The 24,232-nt window shown below is 69.8% G+C and carries 12 protein-coding genes and 1 pseudogene; 6 read left to right on the top strand and 7 right to left on the bottom strand.

What is annotated here, in order from left to right; genetic code table 11:
* Both AC5Y5B_RS22280 and AC5Y5B_RS22285 read right to left on the bottom strand, forming a co-directional pair.
* A complete protein-coding gene (locus AC5Y5B_RS22280; RefSeq protein WP_500006615.1) occupies positions 1-12,552 on the bottom strand; it encodes a type I polyketide synthase in 12,552 nt (4,183 codons plus the stop codon).
* Positions 12,553-12,970: 418 nt separating this feature from the next.
* Entirely contained in the window at positions 12,971-13,321 is a 351-nt protein-coding gene (locus tag AC5Y5B_RS22285) for a hypothetical protein (RefSeq protein ID WP_112631261.1), read from the bottom strand.
* Positions 13,322-13,498: 177 nt separating this feature from the next.
* Here AC5Y5B_RS22285 and AC5Y5B_RS22290 point away from each other — a divergent pair, with 177 nt between their 5' ends.
* A complete protein-coding gene (locus AC5Y5B_RS22290) occupies positions 13,499-13,834 on the top strand; it encodes an RNA polymerase-binding protein RbpA (protein ID WP_007770897.1) in 336 nt (111 codons plus the stop codon).
* 30 nt (positions 13,835-13,864) lie between these two features.
* Here the strand turns inward: AC5Y5B_RS22290 and AC5Y5B_RS22295 are convergent.
* From AC5Y5B_RS22295 to AC5Y5B_RS22310, 4 genes and pseudogenes are all read right to left on the bottom strand, one after another.
* Positions 13,865-14,686: pseudogene (locus AC5Y5B_RS22295) on the bottom strand (polyprenol monophosphomannose synthase); the annotation flags it as partial.
* Positions 14,687-14,720: 34 nt separating this feature from the next.
* Positions 14,721-16,454: an apolipoprotein N-acyltransferase gene (gene lnt / locus AC5Y5B_RS22300; protein ID WP_430917756.1), complete on the bottom strand. Its 1,734-nt coding sequence runs from the start codon at positions 16,452-16,454 to the stop codon at positions 14,721-14,723.
* A gap of 280 nt (positions 16,455-16,734) precedes the next feature.
* Positions 16,735-18,267 (bottom strand): amidohydrolase, encoded by a 1,533-nt coding sequence (locus AC5Y5B_RS22305; RefSeq protein WP_500006682.1) that lies wholly within the window; start codon positions 18,265-18,267, stop codon positions 16,735-16,737.
* Positions 18,268-18,483: 216 nt separating this feature from the next.
* On the bottom strand, positions 18,484-19,014 hold the full coding sequence (locus AC5Y5B_RS22310) for an FxsA family protein (RefSeq protein WP_112635109.1): 531 nt from the start codon (positions 19,012-19,014) through the stop codon (positions 18,484-18,486).
* A 73-nt stretch (positions 19,015-19,087) separates the two neighbouring features.
* On the opposite strand from AC5Y5B_RS22310, the gene AC5Y5B_RS22315 reads away from it, so the two are divergent.
* Positions 19,088-19,795, top strand: coding sequence for a dienelactone hydrolase family protein (locus AC5Y5B_RS22315; RefSeq protein ID WP_112635108.1), 708 nt, complete (start codon positions 19,088-19,090; stop codon positions 19,793-19,795).
* An 86-nt stretch (positions 19,796-19,881) separates the two neighbouring features.
* Here the strand turns inward: AC5Y5B_RS22315 and AC5Y5B_RS22320 are convergent, their stop codons facing one another.
* On the bottom strand, positions 19,882-20,271 hold the full coding sequence (locus tag AC5Y5B_RS22320) for a PPOX class F420-dependent oxidoreductase (RefSeq protein ID WP_112635107.1): 390 nt from the start codon (positions 20,269-20,271) through the stop codon (positions 19,882-19,884).
* Between the two features lie 125 nt (positions 20,272-20,396).
* Here AC5Y5B_RS22320 and AC5Y5B_RS22325 point away from each other — a divergent pair, with 125 nt between their 5' ends.
* The 4 genes from AC5Y5B_RS22325 to AC5Y5B_RS22340 are packed head-to-tail and all read left to right on the top strand — an operon-like array spanning position 20,397 to position 24,225.
* Positions 20,397-21,641 (top strand): hypothetical protein, encoded by a 1,245-nt coding sequence (locus AC5Y5B_RS22325; RefSeq protein ID WP_205869223.1) that lies wholly within the window; start codon positions 20,397-20,399, stop codon positions 21,639-21,641.
* Positions 21,638-22,783 (top strand): sulfotransferase family protein, encoded by a 1,146-nt coding sequence (locus tag AC5Y5B_RS22330; protein ID WP_112635106.1) that lies wholly within the window; start codon positions 21,638-21,640, stop codon positions 22,781-22,783. The genes AC5Y5B_RS22325 and AC5Y5B_RS22330 overlap by 4 nt, the downstream gene beginning before the upstream one ends.
* 4 nt (positions 22,784-22,787) lie before the next feature.
* The gene (locus AC5Y5B_RS22335) at positions 22,788-23,399 is read left to right on the top strand and encodes a TetR/AcrR family transcriptional regulator (protein ID WP_112635105.1); all 612 of its coding nucleotides are present in this window, start codon (positions 22,788-22,790) and stop codon (positions 23,397-23,399) included.
* Positions 23,400-23,421: 22 nt separating this feature from the next.
* Positions 23,422-24,225: an SDR family NAD(P)-dependent oxidoreductase gene (locus tag AC5Y5B_RS22340; protein WP_112635104.1), complete on the top strand. Its 804-nt coding sequence runs from the start codon at positions 23,422-23,424 to the stop codon at positions 24,223-24,225.
* Positions 24,226-24,232 lie beyond the last annotated feature (7 nt).

Raw genomic sequence — 24,232 nt, forward strand, 5'->3', positions numbered from 1 at the left:
CTACTCGTCGTCGTCGTCGCGCAGCGCCGCGTTGACCAGGGCGTCCAGATCCATGTCCGCAATGTCCTTTTCGGTGGTCACCGTCGAGGCCTGCGCGGCGCCGTCGGCCTCGCTCGCCAAAGCCAGCAGGAGCTCCAGCACGCCGGCCTGCCGAAGACGCTTGACCGGAATGGATCCGACGACGCGTTGAATCTCCGCTTCGCCCGGTGCGGCCGCCGCGGCGGGTTGGTCCGACGATCCGACCAATTCGCGGTACATGTAGCCGGCCAGCGCGGCGGAGTTCGGGTAGTCGAAGATCAGCGTCGGTGACAGCGCCAGTCCGGTAGCGGCTTTGAGCCGGTTGCGCATCTCGACGGCGGTCAGCGAGTCGAAACCGAGTTCCTGGAACGCCCGGTCCGGATGGATCGCCTCCGGGCTGGAGCTGCCCAGCACGGTGGCGATGTTGGCCCGCACCAAGTCCAGCAGGATCGCCTGCTGCTCGTCCTCGGGGAGCCCTTCGAGGCGTTGCAGCAGAGCGGATTTCGACTTGGCGGCGGCCAGCGAGTCATCGACCTGGCGCCGCGTCGGGGCGTTGATCAGATCGACGAACATCGGCGGCAACGTGCCTCCATCGAACTTGACCCGCAGGGCCGCGAGGTCGATGTGGGCCGGCAGCATGAACGGCTCATCGACGATGAGCGCGGTGTCCATCAGCTCCAGAGCCTGGTCGGAGGACATTGCGACGATCCCGTCGCGCCCGAACCGCGCGCGGTCGGCGGCGCCCAACCCTCCGGTCATGGCGCTGGCCTGATCCCATAGGCCCCAGCCCAGCGAGATCGCCGGCAGCCCGTGCGCCCGCCGGTGGGCGGCCAGCCCGTCCAGGAACGAGTTGCCGGCCGCGTAGTTGGCCTGACCCGACGCGCCGGCGAGTCCCGCGATCGACGAGAACATCACGAAGGCAGACACGTCCAGCTCGCGGGTCAACTCGTGCAGGTTCCAGGCCGCGTCGACCTTGGACCGCAACACCGATTCGATTCGGTCGGTGGTCAGCGACGTCACGACCGCGTCGTGCAGGACTCCGGCGGCGTGGATCACCCCGGTCAACGGACGCTGCATCGGGATGTCGGCGATCACCTTGGCCAGGGCCTCACGATCGGCGGCATCACAGGCCACCGTCTCCACGTGCGCACCGGCCGCGCTCAGCTCGGCGACCAGCTCCGCGGCGCCCGGTGCGTCCAGTCCGCGGCGGCTGACCAGCACCAGATTCCTTGCGCCGTGGCGGGTCACCACGTGTCGCGCGACCGCCGAACCGGCCATGCCGGTGGCGCCGGTGATCAACACCGTGCCGGCCGTCCACGCGTCCGGCATGGTCATCACGACCTTGCCGACATGGCGGGCCTGACTCAGGTAGCGCAGCGCCGCGGGCGCGCGTCGCACGTCAAACCTGGTGACCGGCAACGGCCGTAGTACATCCTCGCCGAACATGCCGGCCAACTCGTCGAGCATCTGGGCGATGCGATCCGGTCCCGCCTCGAACAGATCGAAGGCGCGGTAACGCACACCCGGGTGGTCGCGGGCGACGACCTCGGGATCCCGGATGTCGGTCTTGCCCATCTCCAAGAACACGCCGCCGGGCGCCATCAAGCGCAGGGACGCGTCGACGAAATCACCGGACAGCGAGTCCAGCACGATATCCATTCCGGCCACGCCGGCCCTGCCGGTGACCGCCCGGAACTTCTCCTCGAATTCCAGGCTGCGTGAGTCGGCGATGTGGTCGTCGTCAAAGCCCATGTCGCGCAATGTGTCCCACTTGCCACGGCTGGCGGTCGCGAATACTTCCAGACCCATGTGCCGGGCCAGCTGGACGGCGGCCATGCCGACACCGCCGGCGGCGGCATGGACCAGCACTCGCTGACCGGGCTTGGCGCCGGCCAGGTCCACCAGTGCGTAGTTCGCCGTGGCGAACACCACCGACGCCGTCGCGGCGGCGGTGTGTGACCAGCCGGGCGGCACCTTGACGAGCAGGCGCTGGTCGGTCTTGGCGATGGTTCCGGTGCCGTCCGGGAAGAGCCCCATCACGCGGTCACCGACAGCGAAACGCCCGGCACCGGGGCCGATTTCGCTCACCACACCCGCGGCCTCGATGCCCATGATCGCCTCGGGGTCGGGGTAGAGGCCCAACGCGATCATGACGTCGCGGAAGTTGGCCGCGATGGCCGACAGCGCGACCCGCACCTGACCGGGACCCAACGGGGTGTCGGCGTCGGGAATGCGCTCTATCCGCAGGTTTTCGATCGTGCCGTAGCTGCTCATGCCGAGTCGCCACGGTCCCTCGTCGGGTGGCAGCAACAGACCGCCGACGGCGCGGCTGCCGAGCACCCGGGCGGTGTGGACCGCCCCGTTGCGCAGTATCGCCTGCGGCTCGCCGACCGCCAGCACCGCCGCTATCGCGTCGGAATCCAGCGGGGCGTCCGTGTCGACGAGCACGATTCGTCCGGGGTGCTCGGTCTGCGCCGACCGCACCAGCCCCCAGACCGCCGCGCCGGCCAAATCGGTGACGTCCTCCCCCGGCAGCGTCATCGCGCCCCGGGTCGCCATCACCAGGGTGCCTGCACCGTCGCGGGCCAACCAGGACTGCAGCACGGGCAGCACCGCTCGCGTCGCCGCGTACACCTCGGCGATCACGTCGCCGGACACCGGCGCCGATTCGAACAGCACCGCCGATCGTTCGGCCGCGGGGTCGTCGACTTCCGCTGCGCCCCAGGCGGACACCGACACGGGCTGCGTCGGCTGCGACGGTTGAGCGGACCAGATGACCTCGAAGAGCCGGTCCGGTCCCGAATTCGTCACGGCGGCCAGGAGTTGCTTGTCGGTGACCGGACGGGCCACCATCGACGCCACCGAGAGCACCGGGAGACCCAGCCCGTCGGCCAATTCGATGGACACGGTGGACGGGCTCACCGGCACGATCCGCGCGCGCACCGCCCCGGCCCCCGCGGCGTGCAGCGACACCTGCTGCCAGGAGAACGGGACCAGCATCGATCCCTCGGGCAGTTCGTCGCTGTCGGACGCCAACATGACGGCGTGCAGCGCCGCGTCGAGCATCGCCGGGTGGACGCCGAATCCGGCCGGCGACACCCCCGCGTCGGCGGGCAGCGACACCTCGGCGAAGACCTCGTCGCCGCGGCGCCACATCGATGTCAGGCCGCGGAACGCGGGCCCGTAGCCGTAACCCCGCTCGGCCAGTTGCTCGTATCCGTCGCCGACATCCACCGGGACCGCACCCGCCGGCGGCCACGCCGACAAGTCCGCGCCCGGCTGCACCGACCCCGCTCGCAGCACACCCTCGGCGTGCAGGGACCAGCCCGAGCCCGCTTCGGCGCGCGAAAACACCGACACTGAGCGGGCGCCCGAGTCGTCGGGGCCGCCCACCACGACCTGTACCGCGACCGATCCGCCGGCCGGCAACACCAGCGGCGCGGCCAGATTCAGTTCGTCGACCACGCCGCAGCCCACCTCGTCGCCGGCGCGGATCGCCAACTCGACGAATCCCGCGCCGGGGAACAGCACGACACCGCCGACGGCGTGATCGGCCAACCAGCTCTGCGTGCCCGGAGACAGCCGGCCGGTCAGCACCACTCCGCCGGTGGCCGGCAGTTCCACCACCGCGCCCAGCAGGGCGTGTTCACTGGCGGCCAGACCCAGGCCCAGGGCGTCGGCCGGGGCGCCGTCGGCGGCAAGCCAAAAGCGCCGCCGGTCAAAGGCATACGTGGGCAGCTCGACCAGATTGGCCTCGCCCAGCGCACCGCGCCAGTCCACGTCCATCCCGGCGACGAATCCCTGCGCGACGGCGTTGACCAAGGCGACTGGTTCCGGGCGGTCCTTGCGCAGCGCCGACATCGTGGTCACCTGGGCCGCCCCGGGATCCAAGTCCAGCGATTGCTCGATCGATGCCGTCAGACCGCTGCTCGGCCCGACCTCGAGGAACCGGGTTGCGCCGGCCGAGTGCACGAACCGCACGCTGTCTGCGAACCGCACCGCCTCGCGCACGTGTCGCTTCCAGTACGCCGCCGACGCGAAGTCGTCACCGGCCAGCTGACCGGTCACATTGGACACGATCGGGATGGTCGGCTTGCCGATGGCCAATCCGGCCGCGACGGTGCCGAATTCATCGATCATCGGATCCATCAACGGGGAGTGGAAGGCGTGCGACACCGAGAGCCGGTGCACGCGGTCGCCCTCGGCGCGGAGCCGGTCCGCGATCGCGATCACCGCGTCTTCGGCGCCGGAAATGACCACCGAGGCAGGCCCGTTGACCGCGGCGATGCCGACGCCGGCCCCGTCCGAGGACGCCAGCAGCGCCCGCACCTCGTCTTCGGTGGCCTGCACCGCGACCATCGCGCCGCCCTCGGGAAGCGCCTGCATGAACCGGCCGCGGGCCGCCACCAGCACCGCGGCGTTCTCCAACGACAACACGCCGGCGACGTGCGCGGCCGACAGCTCCCCGATCGAGTGCCCCAGCACGAAATCGGGGCGCACGCCCCAGGATTCGAGCAGCCGGAACAGCGCTACTTCCACCGCGAACAGCGCGGGTTGCGCGAATTCGGTGCTGTTCAGCAGGTTTTCGTCGTGGCCCCACATCACCTCGCGCAGCGGGCGCAGCAGGTGCCGATCCAGTTCGGCCACGACGGTGTTGAACGCCTCGGCGAAGACCGGATAGCCGGCGTGCAATCCCATTCCCATGCCCAGCATTTGGGACCCCTGGCCCGGGAAGACGAAGACCGTCTTCCCTGCGGTCGCAGTGCCGCGGATGACCGAGCCGGCCAGGTCGTCGCCGGCCAGCTCGTCCAGGCCCGCGAGCAGCCCGTCGCGGTCGCTACCGACGATGACGGCCCGGTGCTCGAAAACCGACCGCCCCGCCAGCGACCACCCCACATCGGCAATGTCTGACTCCGGGTGGGCCCGCAGGTGGGCGGCCAACCGGGCGGCCTGAGAGTTCAACGCCGACAACGATTTCGCCGACACCGGCCACGACACAACCGGCGCCTTGGGGCGGTCCACGGCGTGCGGCGGCTCGACCGGCACGGCCTCGACGATGACGTGCGCGTTGGTGCCGCTGATCCCGAACGACGACACGCCCGCGCGGCGCGGACGGTCGCCGGGCCAAGGCCGCGCCTCGGTCAACAACGACACGGCGCCGGTCGACCAGTCCACATGTGGGCTCGGCTCATCGACATGCAGTGTGGCGGGCAGCATTTCGTGGCGCATCGCCAGGACCATCTTGATGACGCCGGCCACTCCGGCGGCGGCCTGCGTGTGGCCCATGTTCGACTTGATCGATCCCAGCCACAGTGGCTGTTTCCCGGGCTCGGCCCTCTCTTGCCCGTAGGTCGCCAGCAGCGCCTGCGCCTCGATCGGGTCGCCCAACGTGGTTCCCGTGCCATGGCCCTCGACGACGTCGACCTCCGCGGCCGTCAAGCCCGCACTCGCCAGGGCCGCACGCACCACCCGCTGCTGCGAGGGACCATTGGGCGCGGTCAGCCCGTTGGAGGCGCCGTCCTGGTTGATGGCGGAGCCCCGCACCATAGCCAGCACCGGGTGCCCCAGCCGTCGCGCATCAGAGAGCCGCTCCACCACGAGCATGCCGCCGCCCTCGGAGAATCCGGTGCCGTCGGCCGCGCCGGCGTACGCCTTGCACCGGCCGTCCTCGGACAGCCCGCGCATGCGGCTGAACTCCACGAAAATGTCGGGGGTGGCGTTCACGGTGACGCCGCCGGCCAGGGCCAGGTCGCACTCCCCCGAGCGCAGCGACTGCGCGGCCATGTGCAACGCCACCAACGACGACGAACACGCCGTGTCCACCGACACCGCCGGGCCCTCCAGCCCCAGCACATAGGACACCCGCCCCGAGGCCACGCTCGACGACTGCCCGGTCAGCCGGAAGCCCTCGGCCGTCGGTGCGGCGCCCATGCCGTAACCCTGCGTGTACACGCCGGCGAACATTCCGGTGGCGCTGCCGCGGAGCTTGCCGGGTTCGATTCCCGCTCGCTCCAACGCTTCCCAGGACAGCTCCAGGAACATGCGCTGCTGCGGGTCCATCGCCAGCGCCTCGCTGGGCGCGATGCCGAAGAAGGCCGGATCGAAGTCCGCTACGCCGTCGACGAAGCCCCCGGTGCGGGTGTAGCAGGTGCCCGGCACGTCGGGATCCGGGTTGTACACACCGGCCAGGTCCCAGCCGCGGTCGGTCGGAAACTCCGAGAGCACGTCGCGGCCCTCGGTCAGCATGTCCCACAGGTCGTCCGGCGAATTCACCCCGCCCGGATAGCGGCATGCCATGCCGACGATCACGATCGGGTCGTCGTCGGTGGCGCGCGTGACCGGCGCGTGCTTGACCTCTTGCGGAAGCCCCGCGAGCTGGGTCCGGATGTAGCCGGCCAGGCCGTTGGGCGTCGGGTAGTCGAAGATCAATGTGGGCGAAAGCGCAAGGCCGGTCGCGGTTTTGAGGCGGTTGCGCATTTCGACCGCGGTCAGCGAGTCAAACCCCAACTCTTGGAACGCCTTGTCGGGGTCGATCGCGTCGGCGGTGGTGTTCCCCAGCACGGTGGCGATGTGCGATCGCACCAGGTCCAGCAGCACGGCGTGCTGCTCGGCTTCGGACAGCCCGTCCAGGCGATGCGCCAGCGCCGATTTCGATTTCGCGGCCGCCAGCGAATCGTCGACCCGGCGGCGCGTCGGGGCGTTGATCAGATCGGTGAACATCGGCGGCACCGCGACCGCATGGGCCCGCAGCGCTCCGAGGTCGATGCGGGCCGGCGCCAGGAACGGCTCGTCGACGATCAACGCGGTGTCGAACAGTTCCATCGCCTCGTCCGAGGACAGCGCCAAGATCCCGTCGCGGCCCAACCGGGCGAGGTCGGCGGCGTCCAGTCCGCCGGTCATGGCGCTGGCCTGATCCCACAGCCCCCAGGCCAGCGAGATCGCCGGCAGCCCGTGCGCCCGCCGGTGCGCGGCCAGCCCGTCCAGGAACGCGTTCGCCGCCCCGTAGTTGCCCTGTCCCGACGAGCCCACCAGCCCGGCCATCGACGAAAACACCACGAAGGCCGACAGATTCGCGTCGCGGGTCAACTCGTGCAGATTCCACGCCGCGTCGACCTTGGCTCGCAACACCGCGTCGACACGCTCCGGCGTCAGCGAGGTGATCGTGGCGTCGTCCAGCACGCCGGTCGCGTGAATCACGCCCGACAGTGGCCGCTGCGCCGAAATGTCGGCGATCACCCGCGCCAGCGCCGTGCGATCGGCGGCATCGCACGCCACCACGCGCGCGCTTGCTCCGGCGGCTTGCAGCTCGGCGATCAACTCGGCGGACCCGGGCGCGTCCGGACCGCGTCGGCTCAGCAGCACCAGGTCCTCGACGCCGTGGTTGGCCACCAGGTGACGGGCCAGCGTCGAACCCGCCATGCCGGTGCCCCCGGTGATCAGCACGGTGCCCGATGCGAGGCCGGACGGCAGGGTCATCACGACCTTGCCGATGTGGCGGGCCTGGCTCAGGTAGCGCAGCGCGGTGCGGGCGCGCCGCACGTCAAACGTGGTGACGGGCAACGGTTCCAGCACGCCTGCGTCGAACAGCCCGGCCAGCTCCTCCATCCACTGATGCATCCGCGGACGGCCCGGCTCGAACAGGTCGAAGGCGCGGTAGCGGACACCCGGGTAGTCCCGGGCCACCACCCCAGGGTCGCGGATGTCGGTCTTGCCCATCTCCAGGAACACGCCGCCGGGGGCGACGAGTCGCAGTGAGGCGTCGACGAATTCACCGGCCAGCGAGTCCAGCACCACATCCATGCCGCGGCCGCCGGTCACCGCCCGGAACTTCTCCTCGAACTCGAGGCTGCGCGAATCCGAGATGTGGTCGTCGTCGAAGCCCATGGCCCGCAACGTGTCCCACTTGCCGCGGCTCGCGGTCGCGAAGACCTCGAGGCCCAAGTGCCGCCCCATCTGGACCGCGGCCATGCCCACGCCACCGGCGGCGGCGTGCACCAGCACCCGCTGCCCGGGCTTGACGTCGGCCAGATGAATGAAGGCCATGTAGGCGGTGGTGAAAACCGCCGAGATGCCGGCCGCTTCGGCATAAGACCAGCCGGCGGGCTTGTGCTGCAACAGGCGGACGTCCCCGGGCACCAAGGTGCCGCTGCCGTCGGGGAAGAAGCCGTACACCGAATCGCCGACCTCGAATTCGGTGACCCCCGGCCCGACTTCGACCACCACGCCGGCGCCCTCGCCACCAAGCAGGGCGTCGTGGGTGAACATGCCCAGGGTGATCATGACGTCGCGGAAATTGGTGGCGATGGCCCGCAGGGCCACCCGAACCTGGCCCGGTTCCAGCGCGGCGCCGGCGTTGGGAACCGGCTCCAGCTGCAGGTTTTCGAAGGTGCCCGCGCTGCTGATGCCGAGCCGCCAGGGCCCGTCCGCCGGGGGCGTCATGATGCCGTCGACCGCCCGGCTGCCGCGCACCCGCGCGGTGTACGCGATGCCGTCACGCAGCAACACGGCGGGCTCGCCGACCGCGAGAACCGTCGCGATGGCGCTATCGTCAAGCGTCGCATCGGAATCCACCAGCACGATGCGGCCGGGATGCTCTGTCTGCGCCGAACGCACCAGCCCCCACACGGCCGCGCCGGCCAGATCGGGGACATCCTCCCCCGCCAATCCCATCGCGCCACGCGTCGCGACGACGAGCACCCCGGAGTCACGCTCGGTCAGCCACGACTGCACGGCCGCCAGCGCCCGATGCGTGCGTTCATACGTTCCGGACACCGGATCTTCGCCGGCCGCAACGGATTCGAAGACCTCGTGCGCCGGCGGGTCGGCATCGCCGGCGGTCGCCGTGACCGGTGACCATACCGCCTCGAACAGACGGTCCGGGCCCGAAGCCGATACGGCCGCGCGCAGCTGCCGCTCGCTCACCGCACGCGCGACCATCGCGCGCACCGACAGCACCGGCAAGCCCAACCCGTCGGCCAGCTCGATCGAGACCGCCCTGGTGGGGGCCCCGGCCGCCCCGGACGCCGACGCCGGGGCCAGGCGCGCGCGCACCGCCGAGGCGCCCGCGGCATGCAGCGACACGCCCTGCCAGGAGAACGGCAACACCACTTCGTCGGTCTGGCCACCTATTTGGTGGCTGACGACCAGTGCGTGCATGGCCGCGTCGAGCAAGGCCGGGTGGACGCCGAACCCGGTGACGCCGCCGGCGGCGTCGGGCAGACGCACCTCGGCGAACACCTCGTCGCCGCGGACCCACGCCGCCGTCAGGCCCTGGAATGCCGGGCCGTAGCCATATCCGCGCGCGGCCAGCTGCTCGTAACCGTCGGCCACGTCGACCTTCACGGCTCCCGCCGGCGGCCATGCCGACAGGTCGGCGCCCGGCTCGACCGAGCCGGTGCTCAGCGTTCCCTCGGCGTGGCAAACCCAGCCGGAGCCGGCGTCGGGGCGCGAGAAGATCGACACCGCGCGCTGACCGGATTCTTCGGCGGGACCCACGACCACTTGCACCGCAACCGATCCCGAGCCGGCATCCTTGCCCGGCAACATCAACGGCGCCTGCAGCGTGAGTTCGTCGACCGTCGAGCAGCCGACTTCGTCGCCGGCGCGAATCGCCAGCTCCACGAAGCCGGACCCGGGGAACACCGCCGACCCGGAGACGGCGTGATCGGTCAGCCAGCCCTGCAGACTGGCAGACAGGCGGCCCGTCAGGACGACCCCGCCCGAGGCCGGCAGTTCGACGACCGCGCTCAACAGGGGGTGCTCGCTGGCGCCGAGCCCCAGGCCGGACGCGTCCGCCGAGATGCCCTCCCCGGAGAGCCAAAACCGCCGCCGGTCAAAGGCATACGTCGGCAGCTCGACGAAGCCCGCGCCGTCCAGCGCCCCGCGCCAGTGCACGCCGACTCCCGCGACAAACGCGGTGGCGGCCGACGTCAGGAATCGTTCGAGCCCGCCGTCCTCGCGACCCAGGGTGGGGATGACGATGGCCTCGGTGTCGCCGGGCAGGCTGTCGTTGGCGGTGTCCTCGATGCCGGCGACCAGGGCGGGGTGGGGGCTGGATTCGATGAACGTCCGGTAGCCGTGTTCGCAGGCGCTGCGCACCGCCTGGTCGAACTGCACGGTCTGCCGGATATTGCGGTACCAGTAATCAGCATCCAATCCCGCTGTGTCCAACCGGTTTCCGGTGACGGTGGAGAAGAATGCGATGCGCGTGGAGCGCGGCTCGATGCCGGAGAGCACCTCAGCGAGGTCGGTGCGGATCGCCTCCACCTCGACCGAGTGCGAGGCATAGTCCACGTCGATGCGCCGGGTCCGCAGCTCGAGGTCGGCGCAGAAGCCGACGAGCTCGTCGAGCGCGGCCACCTCGCCGGAGACAACGACGGCGGAGCGACCGTTGACGGCGGCGATGCTGACTCGATTTCCATACGGAGCCAACAACTCCCGCGCCCGTTCGGTGCTGCAGGCGATGGACAGCATGCCGCCGGGGCCGGCCAGTGACGTCAGCAGCTTGCTGCGCAGCGTGACCACCCGGGCGGCGTCCTGCAGCGACAGCGCCCCGGCGACGTAGGCGGCCGCGATTTCGCCTTGCGAATGGCCGATCACCGCATCGGGGTTCACCCCCACCGACTTCCACAGCTCGGCCAGCGCCACCATCACCGCGAAGAGCACCGGCTGTACGACGTCGACGCGGTCCAGTCCCGGAGCGTCGGGTGCGCCGCGGAGCACGTCGGTCAGCGACCAGTCGACGAAGTCGGCGAAGGCCTCGTCGCATTCCTGGATCTGTTGCGCGAATACCGGCGCGGTATCCAGCAATTCGACGGCCATGGCCGCCCATTGGGAGCCCTGGCCGGGGAAGACGAACACGGTCTTGCCCGCCGGCGTCGCGGCGCCCCGGATCACCGATCCGATCGGGTCGTCGTTGGCCAGCTCGTCCAGCCCGGCCAGCAACCGGTCGCGATCACCGCCCACCACGACTGCCCGGTGCTCAAAGGTCGCGCGGCCCGCCAATGACCACCCGATGTCGGCGATGTCCAGATCATCGTGTGCGCGAACGTATTCGGCCAATCGGGCCGCCTGCGCCGCCAACGACGACGGGGACTTCGCCGTCACCGCCCACGGCACCACCGCCCGCGCCGGTCCGGCCTCCCGATGCGGGGCCTGTCGGTCCGGCGCCGGCACGGCCTCGACGATGACGTGCGCGTTGGTGCCGCTGATGCCGAACGACGACACGCCCGCGCGGCGCGGGCGCTCGGCGTGCCAGGGCTGCGCCTGGGTCAGCAGCGAGACCGAGCCCGCCGTCCAGTCGACGTGCGGGCTCGGCGCGTCCACGTGCAGCGTCGCCGGCAGCGTCTCGTGGCGCATCGCCTGCACCATCTTGATGACGCCGGCCACCCCGGCGGCGGCCTGCGTGTGGCCCATGTTCGACTTGATCGACCCCAGCCACAGCGGCTCGCTGCGATCCTGTCCGTAGGTCGCCAGCAGCGCCTGCGCCTCGATCGGGTCGCCCAACGTGGTTCCCGTGCCGTGGCCCTCGACGACGTCCACGTCGGCCGCGGTCAATCCGGCGTTGGCCAGGGCCGCACGCACCACCCGCTGCTGCGAGGGACCGTTGGGCGCGGTCAGCCCGTTCGAGGCGCCGTCCTGGTTGACCGCCGAGCCCCGCACCACCGCCAGCACCGGATGTCCCAGCCGCTGCGCGTCCGACAGCCGCTCCACCACCAGGATGGCGCCACCCTCGGACCAGCCGACGCCGTCGGCCGCGCCCGCGTAGGCCTTGCACCGGCCGTCCGGCGCCAACCCGCGGTGCCGGCTGAACTCCACGAAGACGGTCGGCGTGGCGTTCACGGTCGCACCGCCGGCCAGGGCCAGGTCGCACTCCCCCGAGCGCAGCGACTGCACGGCCATGTGCAACGCCACCAACGACGACGAACACGCCGTGTCCACCGACACCGCCGGGCCCTCCAGCCCCAACACATAGGACACCCGCCCCGAGGCGACGCTGGAGGTCATGCCGGTCAGCCGGTAACCCTCGATCTCCTCGGCGAGCATGCCGTAGCCCTGAACGATGAGCCCGGCAAATACCCCGGTGGCGCTGCCACGCAGCCCGCTGGGGTCAATCCCGGCCCGCTCCAACGCTTCCCATGCCAGTTCGAGCAGCATCCGATGCTGGGGGTCCATCGCCAGCGCCTCGCTGGGCGCGATGCCGAAGAATGCCGGATCGAAGTCCGCGACACCGTCGACGAAGCCCCCGGTGTTCACGTAGCACTTGTGCCGCGCGTCGGGGTCCGGGTCGTAGAGGCCCGCCACGTCCCAGCCGCGGTCGGTGGGAAACTCCGAGATCACGTCGCGGCCCTCGACCACCATTTGCCACAGCGCCTCCGGGCTGTCCACGCCGCCGGGGAAGCGGCAGGACATACCGACGATCGCGATCGGCTCGTTGGACCGCTCCAGCAGCGCACGGTTGGTGCGCTTCAGGCGCTCAACCTGGACCAGCGCCTTACGCAGCGCTTCGGTGGCATGCTGGAGTTGATCAACCATCACAAACCTCGCCTAACCTTCACCTGACGACGTGCGGCCGTCTTCCACCGCCGGATGCGGTTCTCGCCGAGTCACGGAATTTGCTGCACGAGGCGACGCCGTTTCCCGTCCGACCAGCGTCGTGCCGCTCTGAGACCCAAGAATATTGCTGGTGAGTATGGCCAACTCCGACAGGATTTCAAAACGTCCGCTGCTCCCGGCTGCTACGGGAGGACCGGCTTGGACAGTTGCGCCGCGCCGCGCAAAAAAGATGTGGCACGAGGTGCCCGGTGTGCTCGCTGGACAGCGGTGCGCTGCAGACATGGCCCGACGTCCATGGCGCGACTGTACCCGGCTAGCCATAGCTGGTGGTCAGGAGCATGTCGGGAAAGGTCCGGCGCAGCATCGGGCCCGGCCGGGTCCGGTGCGGACGAGGCGGTCACACACCCGCTCGGCGCCAGCCGTCGGCGGCCCTGGCGGCCTGGATCAGCGTGTCGCACAACTGACGCAGCTCGGTGGCGCCGGCGCCCTCGTCGACCGCCGTGGCGACATCCTCGGCCGCGCAACGTACCTGGTAGACGCGATCCGACAGGTCGGCCGCTTCGTCGGCCGACAGCACCACGGCGTCCTCGGGAACGGCCGCCGCGCCGTTTCGGTTCAGCGAGGCCCGCTGCTCGTACGCCCGCTGCCGGCACGACTGCCGGCAGTATTGGCGGCGACGACCCATTCCCGCGTCGGTGACGTCTCGTCCGCACCAGCGACAGGGCTGGGGGCGGGTACGGCGGCTCACGCCTGCCGACTTTAGTCGGGTTTTCCCGGCGACCCCGGTATCATTGAAGGTCGCGTCGCGCACGCCGGCTTCGGCCGGGGAACTGCGTAGATGGCCGCAGCGTTTGCTAGATGAAGAATGCACTGGACGCACTAAGGGAGCCGCAGAGCTCCGAGAAGACCTGAAGGAGTAGCAGCGATGGCTGATCGCGTACTGAGAGGCAGTCGCCTCGGGGCCGTGAGCTACGAGACTGACCGCAACCACGACCTGGCGCCGCGTCAGCTCGCGAAGTACCGCACCGAGAACGGCGAGGAGTTCGAGGTCCCCTTCGCCGACGACGCCGAAATCCCCGGCACCTGGCTGTGCCGCAACGGCCTGGAAGGCACCCTGATCGAGGGCGACCTGCCCGAGCCGAAGAAGGTGAAGCCGCCGCGGACCCACTGGGACATGCTGCTGGAGCGCCGCTCGGTCGAGGAGCTCGAAGAGCTGCTCAAAGAGCGCCTCGAGATCATCAAGACCCGCCGTCGCGGCTGATTCAGCCCGCGCCGGCCCGCGAACCCCGCGCTAGGTGCGGTTGTCGGCCCTGCTGGTCCGGGCACCGGACCGGCGGCCCTGGACACCCCAGCGGGTGACTTTGACCAGGGCCTCGCGGATGTTCGATCCGCTCATCTTGGACACGCCGAGTTCTCGCTCGGTGAAGGTGATGGGCACCTCGGCGATGGTGAAGCCGTTGCAGATGGTGCGCCACGTCAGATCGATCTGGAAGCAGTAGCCCTTGGAGTCGACGCCGTCGAGGTCGATCGCTTCGAGCACTTCGCGGCGGTAGGCGCGGTAGCCGGCGGTGATGTCGTGCACGCCGATCCCGAGCGCCAGCCGGGCATAGGTGTTGGCCGTCCAGGACAACGCCCAGCGCCGCCAGGGCCAGTTGCGGACCGTGCCGCCGTCCACGTAGCGCGACCCGATGGCCAGGTCGGCGCCGGCGTCGACGGCGTCTAACAGGCGGTGCAGCTGCTCGGGCGCGTGGCTGCCGTCGGCGTCCATCTCGACCAGCACCGAGTAGTCACGGCTCAGCCCCCAGGCGAAGCCGGCCAGATACGCCGCGCCCAGGCCGTCCTTGGCGGTGCGGTGCATGACGTGCGTACGCCCCGCGTCGCCGGCCGCGAGCTCCTCGGCGAGCTGGCCGGTGCCGTCGGGGCTGCTGTCGTCCACGACGAGCAGGTGCACGTGCGGGCACGCCTCTTTGAGCCGCCGGTGGATCACCGGAAGGTTCTCCAGCTCGTTGTAGGTGGGGATGATCACCAAGACGCGCTGGCTGGGACGGTTGCCCGGAATCTGGGGCGCCGGCTGGCCGGTGGTCATGTAGCTCCTCTGTGTCGCCCGTATTCGAATAGTCGGCCCGTCCTGGTCGGACGGAGTGTGGTCAGTCGCCGTCGTCTGCCGGCGTGCGGTCCCGGGGGTCGGGCGCAGTGTCTGCGTCGCGCTCGCCGGGCGGGGGTTCGCCCGGGGTGGCGCCGACCCCTGTCGATCGACATGTGGACCGCAGACGTATCGAACGCGGGAACCATCCATTGTGCCGTATCCCGGCCAGGATGACCGCTCCGGCCGCCAGGACCATGGCCCATTGCAGCAGCGGTGCCCAGCGGGTCGCCGGTGTCAGCCTGGTCTTCAGGCGAACCTGCATGTCCAGGTAGGCGGGCTCGAAGAAGTCGGTGCGTGCCAACTCGCCGCCGTCGGGGGCGACCACGGCGCTGATCCCGGTGGTGCCGGCCACCACCACGTACCGGTCATGTTCGACGGCCCGGACCTTGGCGAATGCCAGCTGCTGCTCGCTCATCCTCTTGTTGAAGGTCGCGTTGTTGGCCGGCACGGCCAGCAGTTGGGCCCCGCCGAGCACCGCTTGCCGCGGCACCCGGTCGAAGATCACTTCCCAGCAGGTGGCGACGCCCAGGGGCACCCCTGCGATGTGCACCACATCGGTGCCCTGCCGGGGTACGAAGCTGCCGGCGCGGCCGGCGTAGCCGGACAGGTGTTTGAACAGCCACGGCATCGGCAGGTACTCGCCGAACGGCTGCACGATTTCCTTGTCGTGGCGATCGGCCGGGCCGGTGGCGGGATTCCACACGATCATTGTGTTGGTGTAGTTCGGATCCTGCGGGGGACGCCCGGGCACCTCGAGGACGCTGCCGATCAGGATCGGCGCGCCGATGGCCGCGGCGGCCCGGGAGATCTGCAGTCCCGCGTCGCCGTTGACCAGCGGGTCGATGTCCGACGAGTCCTCCGGCCAGATCACGAATTGCGGTTGCGGGGCGGCCCCGGCGCGCACGTCGTCGGCCAGTCGCAGGGTCTCGCGGAGGTGGTTGTCCAGCACCGCGCGCCGCTGCTCGTTGAACTCGAAGCCCAGGCGCGGCACGTTGCCCTGCACGGCCGCGACGGTGACCGACGGCTCGCCACCCGACCCGGTACCGGAGTGGCGCACCTGCGGCCAGACGATGAGCGACGCGAACAGCACCAGGCAGATGCAGACGCCGGGCAGCACCACCGCGGGCGGTGCGGAATCGGACGGCGCCGGACCCTCGGCGCCGCTGCCGCCGCCCGCGCGGGGAGCAGGGTGACCGGAGTGCCACCACTTCACGATCTCGAGCGCGATGGCCGTCGCGCTGAACCCCACCAGCATGATCGCCATGGACAGCAGCGCCACGCCCCCGAGCTGGACCAGCGGCAGGAACGGTCCGTGCGTCTGACCGAACGCCACCGAGCCCCAGGGAAAGCCGCCGAACGGCACGCTCGACTTGAGCCACTCCTGAGCCGCCCAGATCAGCGCGAACCAGACGGGCCAGCCCGGCAGCCGGCGCACGATGACGGCGCACAGGCCAAAGAGGGCGGGAAACAGCGCCGATACGGTCGCGAGCGCGATCCATGGGATGGGGCCGACCAACAGCCCGACCCACGGCAGCAGCGGCAGGTAGAACGCCAATCCGAATAGGAATGCGTAACCCAGGCCACCCGCCGGGGTGGTCGCGGGGTGGGTGAGCACCCACGCCAGCAACGCTGCCGCCAGCACGGCGCCCCACCACCAGTTCAGCGACGGGAAGCTGGCGCAGAACAGCAGGCCGCCGGCGATGGCGCCACTGAGCCGGGTCAGGCGCGGCAACATGGCGGCTTGGGCGGCGGGCAGCCGCGCGATCACCGCGGCCACCAACCCGGTCAGCGCGCCGCGCGCCCCTGCCCTCAGCCGATCGGCCAGCGCGGGCCCGCGCTCGTCGGCGGCATCCGGGTCCGTGGCGCCCTCGTCGCGGTCGTCGTCGTCCGGGCCGTGTTCCCCCGGCTCGGGATGCACGTCGGCGGGCTGGTCATCGCGGTCGGATTCCGCTTCGTCGCTGATGGGGTCCCTGTCGGGCCGCCGCGGCGGTTCGTCGTCGCCGGGCCGGTAATGCCTAACCATGGATGACAGCGCCCCGATGCACCGTCCGCCGGCACCGCGGTAGGGCGTCGTCCGGGCCCAATCGGGGCAGCGCGGGCACGCGCGAACGCGGGTCGGTGGACCAGCGCTGGACGGTGTCGCGCGGGGCGTGCACCTCCAGATCCCCGGCGTCCCAGATCACGTACGAGGCGGCCGCGCCGGGCACCAGGGTGCCCGTGGTGCCGTCGCGGACACCGGCCGCCCGCCAGCCCCCGCGGGTGGCCGCGGCGAACGCGGCCCGCGCCGAGACCCCGCTGCCGGGGGTGCGGTGATTGACCGCCGCGCGCACGCTCACCCACGGGTCGAAGCCCGTGACCGGAGCGTCGGAGCCTAGCGCGAGTGGCACGCCTTGGGATGCTAACAGCGCAAAGGGGCTGAGCCGACTGCCTCGCTGGGTGCCCAACCGCTGCGCGTACATGCCGTCGGGGCCGCCCCAGAGCGCGTCGAAGTTGGGTTGCACGCTGGCGATGACCCCCCACTGGCCGAGCTTGGCGGCCTGATCGGCGCTGACCATCTCCACGTGTTCGAGGCGGTGTCCGCAGCGCGCGACGGCGACCGGCCCGAGGTCGGCGACGACGCGCTCGAGGGCATCCACCACGGTCGTGACCGCGGCGTCCCCGATGACATGGAATCCGGCGGTGACCCCGGCCTGCGTGCAGGCCCGCAGGTGCGCCTCGACGGCCTCGGCGTGCAGATAGCACGTTCCGGTGCGCTCGGGCGCGTCCGTGTACGGCTCGTGCAGCCAGGCGGTGCGCGACCCCAGCGCTCCGTCCACGAACAGGTCGCCGGCGAGCCCGTGGGCGCCGGTCGCCGCCATCAGCTCTTTCGCCTGGTCGGGGCTGCTCACCGGCTCACCCCAGTAACCGATCACCTCGACCCCCTGGTCGAGGGCGCGCAGCTGCAGCCAATCGTCGATCCCGGCGATCTCGGGCCCGGCGCATTCGTGCACCGCGACGATGCCGGCGGCCGCGGCGGCCCGCAGAGCGGCGGCGCGGGCGTCCGCGAGTTGGTCGGCCGTCAGCAGGCCTCGGGCCACGGCGCGCACCCGATGGTGTGCGTCGCCGAGCAGCGGCGACTCGGCGCTGTACCCGGCCTCCGCCGGAAGTTCGGTGGCCAGCCGCCGCAGGGCCGTCGACGCGAAGGCGGAGTGCACGTCGACGCGGGCCAGGTAGGCGGGCCGGTCGCCGAGAACGGCGTCCAGGTCGGCGGTGCTGGGCGGGCGGTTCTCCGGCCACGACGCTTCGTCCCAGCCGTGTCCCCACACCGGCTGGCCGGGATGGGCGGCGGCGTAGGCGGCGACCATCTGCAGGCACTGGACCTGCGACCCGGCGCCGCGCAGGTCCAGCCCGCTCAGCGTCAGCCCGGTGGCGGTGAGATGGATGTGGCTGTCCACGAACCCCGGCGCCACGAAACCGCCGTCGAGGTCTTCGACGACGGCATCGGGAAACATGCGGCGGCCGACCTCGTCGCCGCCCAGCCACGCCACCACGCCGTCGCGGACGGCCATCGCGGTCGCGTCGGGGTGGGCCGGGCTGTGCACGCGGCCGTTGACCAGCAGGGTCAGCGGAGCGGGACCATCGGGACCATCGGTCACGTCCCGCGACGATGCAGGCCGTGCCTCGGCCTGAGGAGGAGCGGGACCATCGGTCACAGGCCAAAACTACGTGCACCGGTCGGCATTGCGATAACGGTCGGCGGATGGACGGTGCGGTGGGGTGCCGCGTCAGCGCCCGTCGAATCCTTGCGACCGCACCGGCGCCTCGACGTCGCGCACGTCGATGACCTCACCGTCGATGTAGTCGCCGTGGCCGGGTCCATCGAAAGGCCCGGCGGGATACGACGCGGAATTGGGCTGTGCGCGGTAGGCGCTCGCATAACTGAGGCCGGGCATTTGGCGTTGCAACCTGCGCACCGCCAGGGCGGTCAGCCCTGGCCCGACCGCGGACCGGACCGGACCGATGAGCAGCAGCAGGCCCAGCGCCGTACTGACCAGCCCGGGGACGAGGACGAGCAGTGCGGCCAGGCTGACCAGCGCACCGTCGCCGGCCGCGGCGCGTTGGTCGGCCAGGCCGGAGCGCAGCCGCCCGATCCGGCGGATGAGGTGCGACCCCGCCATCGGGAGTACGAGGCCCCAGCCGAGCAGGACTGTCGCCAGGAGCACCAGCAGGGTCCAGCCCCATCCGATCGTCGACACCAGCGCGAAGATCACCGCGAGTTCGACGACGGCGTAGATCAACAACAGCCGCGACACCATGCCAGTCCAACGTCCGCCGACCGCGCCCAAGTTCCCGTGGTGTTCGCCGGTGCGATTGCAGTTAGATGACGCTATGACGACGATTGAGATCGATACCCCCGGCGGACCGATCGATGCCTTACTGAGCACCCCTGCGGGGCAGGGCCCGTGGCCGGGTGTGGTGGTGATCCACGACGCGATCGGCTACGGGCGGGACAAGCAGTCGATCAACGACCGCATCGCCGCGGCGGGTTATCTGGCGATCACCCCGAACCTGTATTCCCGCGGCGGCCGCATCCGCTGCATCACCCGCGTCATGAAGGAACTGCAGACGCAGCGCGGCCGCTCCCTGGACGACATCCTGGCCGCCCGCGATCACCTGAGGTCCATGCCGGAGTGTTCCGGCCAGGTTGGCATCGCGGGCTTCTGCATGGGCGGCCAGTTCGCTCTTGTCATGTCTCCCAAGGGTTTCGGTGCCTGCGCGCCGTTCTACGGCACTCCCCTGCCGCGCAACCTCGACAAGACGCTCGACGGCGCATGCCCGGTGGTGGCGAGCTTCGGCGGGCGGGACCCGTTGGGGCGGGGAGCGCCAGAAAAGCTGAACAAGACCATCGCCGCCAAGAACATCACCGCCGATGTGAAGACCTACCCCGGCGTCGGGCACAGCTTCGCCAACGAGCTGCCCGGCCAACCGCTACTTCGCATCACGGGCTTCGGCTACGACCGGGACGCGACCGAGGACGCGTGGCGGCGGGTGTTCGCATTCTTCGGCGAGCATTTGGGGACCGGCGCCACGACGTAGAAGCAAGCCGACTGCGGTGAGCCTTCCCGACAACAGTTTCGGGGCTCCGGGATCGGGATGACGGCGCTGGCCACGGCCCCTTGGGTTCAGGCCACTTTCAGCTCGAGGCCGACGTTGTTGTCCATGCCCCCGCGCAACTTGCTGAAGAAGTTGAACACCTTGCCCACGATGCCGTAGCGCTCACCGATCACGTCGTAAACGGCGGCCGTCTCCGACTTGTCCAGGATGGCCGCGGTTGCGTCGACGGCCTCGCTGGTGGGGCGGCCGTTCATCGTGCAGGTGGCCAGCGTGACCCGCGGGGTGTTGCGAATTCGCTTTACCTTCCACGACTTTTCCTGGGTGATGACCAGAAGCCGGTCTCCGCGCTGCTTGTCCAGCGCCGCCCAGATCGGTGTCGGCTTGGGCTTGCCGTCTTTGGTGAAGGTGGTCAGCAGGATGTACTGCGCCTTGGCGAGGTCGGCGAAGGTCGGTGTCACCAGAACAACGTACCGCCGTCGGTAAGCGTTGACATTCTCACCGCGCAGCTGCGATAGTCATGACACCTTAAATGAAAACACCGTTTTCAATTAAGCGTTGAGAGCACCGATCGAAGTCGGGAATCGTGAGCGATCCGAAGAAGCCGCTGGCGTGGTTGCCGTTCACGATCGCCGAGGCCGCGATGGAGCCGGCATCGCCGGGCGCGGCGGGTAATCCCGATGTGCTCGCGGCGTGGTCACGACTTTTGGCCCGGCTCGGCGAAGCCGCGGACACCGTCGATTCCTCGCGGGCCAATCGCACTCGGATCGACGTCGCCGCCGGAATCCGGCACCTGCTGGTATTGCTCACCGCGGGCATCGACGAGGTGCTGCGGTTCGATCCGGATCCGGCGCTGCGCGTTCAACGCACGAGCACCGACGACATCGTGACCTGGGGAATGGAGTGTCCGGACTGCCTCTACACCCGCGCCACGCTGCGCGGCGGGGAAAGCTATCGACTGTTCGGCAACCGCGGCACCGCCCGCTACGTCGGGCTCCAGACGATGAACGGCATCACCGCAACGGCTAACGAGTTGGTCGACGAGCTGGAGACCGATTCCGACGGCAATTTCGAAGTGGTGCTCTCAGCCTCCGAAGCCCCTGGGCGAGAAGGCAATTGGATGCGGATAGCGGGTGAGCATCCCACGTTGACGGTGCGGCACTTCTTCTACGACTGGGATACCGAGGTGGCTTCGTCACTGCGCATCGAGCGACTCGGCGACCCGATCCGGACAGCGGCCCGTCCGGTCGATCCCTACTCGGCCGTGACGCGGCAGCTGATCGCCCTGGGCGACTTCGTCGTCGACAACCTGGCGTTCTTCCTGCAGTTCGGCTCGGCCGCACCGCCCAACGGATTCCTGCCGCCGATCGATCGCAGCGACATGGGTGCCGCCGCGGAGAACCGGCCGGTGATCGGCCGGTGGGAACTGCACCCGGGCGAGGCCCTCATCGTCGAAGTGGAACCACCGCACGGCGTCTATTGGAGCTTCTCGATCGGCAACCCGTGGTGGGAGACAATCCATTACGGGCGCCACCAGTCCAGCCTGAATGCCCACCAGGCCGCGGTGGATTCCGATGGATTGGTCCGCGTGGTGCTGTGCGACCGCGACCCCGGAGTCGCCAACTGGCTCGACACCGCCAGCCACAGCAACGGCCCGATCATCCTGCGCTGCGTGCGGACCGAAACGGCGCCCACGCCGACGACGCGAGTGGTGCCGTTCGACCAGATTCAGGCCGAATTGCCCAGGGACACCGCGCAAGTCACCGCCGAAGAGCGCGCCTCAATCCTCGCGGCACGACGCCGCGCGGTGCAGGAAAGGTTCGGACGGTGACCTTCGATGCTGACGAGTTAGAGGACGGCGCTCGAACCGCGACCGGGCTCGACGATTTCGGATCGCCCTACTACCGCGAGGGCCTCGAGCGCATTGTCGACGCGCTGAACACCGAGGCGGACCTCAACGAGATAGGGCGGGTCATCCAGCACGCCACCATCAGCAACGCACTGATCCAACGCCTCAAGGTCGAGGACACCTACCGGCAGCACCCCGAGATCGACAACGAAGTAGTCGGAGGCCCTGTCTTCGTCATCGGCCTACCCCGCACCGGAACCACCGCACTGAGCCAGCTGGTGGCCGCCGATCCCCAGTTCCGATCACTGCGAATGTGGGAATCGCAGGCGCCCACCCCTCCGCCGGAAACGGCCACCGAACATAGCGACCCGCGGATCGCGCAGGCCGAGGCCGGCTTGAAAATGCTCGACGAGATGTTCCCCTTGATGAAAACCCTGTACAACTCCGAGCCCACGGCGCCGACCGAATGCCAGGATCTGATGGGAATGAGCTTTCGTACCTTCCACTTTGACGGTGCCGTGCGCGCACCCGGGTACCTCACCTGGCTGATGGGCTGCGACATGCGCGAGACCTACACCTTCCATCGACGCGTACTGCGGCTTTTGCAGTGGCACTGTCCGCCGGTGCTGTGGCATCTCAAGACGCCCGTGCACATGTTCGCCCTCGATGCGCTCGTCAAGGCCTATCCCACTGCCAAATTCCTGTGGAGCCATCGCGACCCGGCCAAAGTGATGGGTTCGGTCTGCAGCCTGATCCGGTATGTGCGCAGCTGGAGCAGCGACCGCGACGACGCCGAGGAGCTAGGCGCCGAGCAGGTCGACAGCTGGGTCGAAGGTGTCCGGCGGGCCATGGATTTCCGCGCCCAGGTGGGCGACAACCGCTTCGCCGATGTCTCCTTCGCGGACCTCCAGACGGATCCGGTAGGCACGCTGCAAGCCAGCTACGACACCCTGGGCTTGACCTTCACCGATGCCACCCTGGCCTCGGTCCAGCGCTGGGCCACCCAGCACCGGCCCGGCTCCCGCGGCGCACACGACTACGACCTGGCTGACTACGGCCTGACACCGGAAGGCGTTCGCGAGCGGTTCGCGGACTATCTAGCCACCTACGACGCGACCGCCTGAATCCGTGAGCACACCCCGCACGCGGCGACGCGAAAAACTCGGCCCGGACGCAGCGGTGCGCCGCCAGATCCTGGTCGCCGCAGCAACCACGTTGCGAGAGCAGGGAATCGGGAAGCTCAGCATCGGCGCGGTACTGGAGCGGGCCGCGCTGGGCACCCGGGCGTTCTACCGGCATTTCGAATCCAAGGACGATTTGGTGACCGCGCTGTTTCTCGACATGGCGCGCGCGGAGGAACGGCGACTGCGACGCCGGATGGCATCCGCGGCCACCGCGGCCGACGCGGTCGCGGCCTGGATCGATGGGCGACTCGACTTGGCGTTCGATGAGAACGTGAAATCCGACTTGCGTCGTCTGTCGATAGAAGCCCAGGCGCAGTCCCCCGCGTTGGTTCAGCCCGCGTACGCGGAGATGCTCAAGCCCCTCATCGAGACGCTGCAGCGCGGCGTGCAGGCCGGGGTGTTTCACCACGTCGACCCGGTCACCGACGCCCAGTTCATTCACGGAGTGGTATGGGCGGGCATCAATGAGCAATGGGCGACGGGCGAGTGCCATCGCGATGTCCTGCGCGAACGCATGGTGCGGTTCTGTCTGCGCGGGTTGGGCGTAGGGCTCTGAGCACCGATCAAAGGAATTAACGATGGACCTTGGCTTTTCGGGATCGACGGCCGTAGTCACCGGCGGCAGTAAAGGCATGGGACTGGCCATCGCCGAAACCCTTGCGGCCGAGGGAGCCAGCGTGGCGGTGATGGCGCGAAGCCGCCGGGCGCTCGACGCCGCCATCGCATCGCTGCGGCGGGCGGGCGCTCCGGATGCCGTGGGCATCAGCGTGGACATGACCGATGCCGAATCCATCACCGACGGCTTCGCCGCCGTCACGCAACGCTGGGGGCAACTCAACAGCCTGATCCACACGATCGGGCCGGGCGACGGCTATTTCGAGCAGATGGACGACGCACAGTGGGACGAGGCGTTCACCCTCGGCACGATGTCGGCCGTGCGATCGATTCGCGCCTGCCTGCCGCTGCTGCGCCGCGCGGAGTGGGCCCGCATCGTGACGTTGTCCGCACATTCCATTCAGCGCCAAAACCCGCGGATCGTCGCCTACACCGCATCGAAATCGGCGTTGGCCAGTGTCACCAAGAACCTGTCGAAAAGCCTTGCCAAGGACGGCATTTTGGTCAATTGCGTGTGCCCGGGAACCATCGTGACCGCAAGCTTCACCGAAGCGCTCAACGACATCCTCGCCGCCGACGGCCTTGACGCCACCAATCCGGTCGACGTCATGACCTGGATCGACAACAACTTTCACCAGCCCTGTGACCTCGGCCGCGCCGGACTGCCCGAAGAGGTCGCCTCGATCACGGCCTACCTTGCCTCGCGGCGCAACGGCTATGTCACCGGGGCGACGGTCAACATCGACGGCGGGTCGGACTTCATCTAGGGGGCTC

It is taken from the genome of Mycobacterium sp. NGS33 (assembly GCF_059812885.1).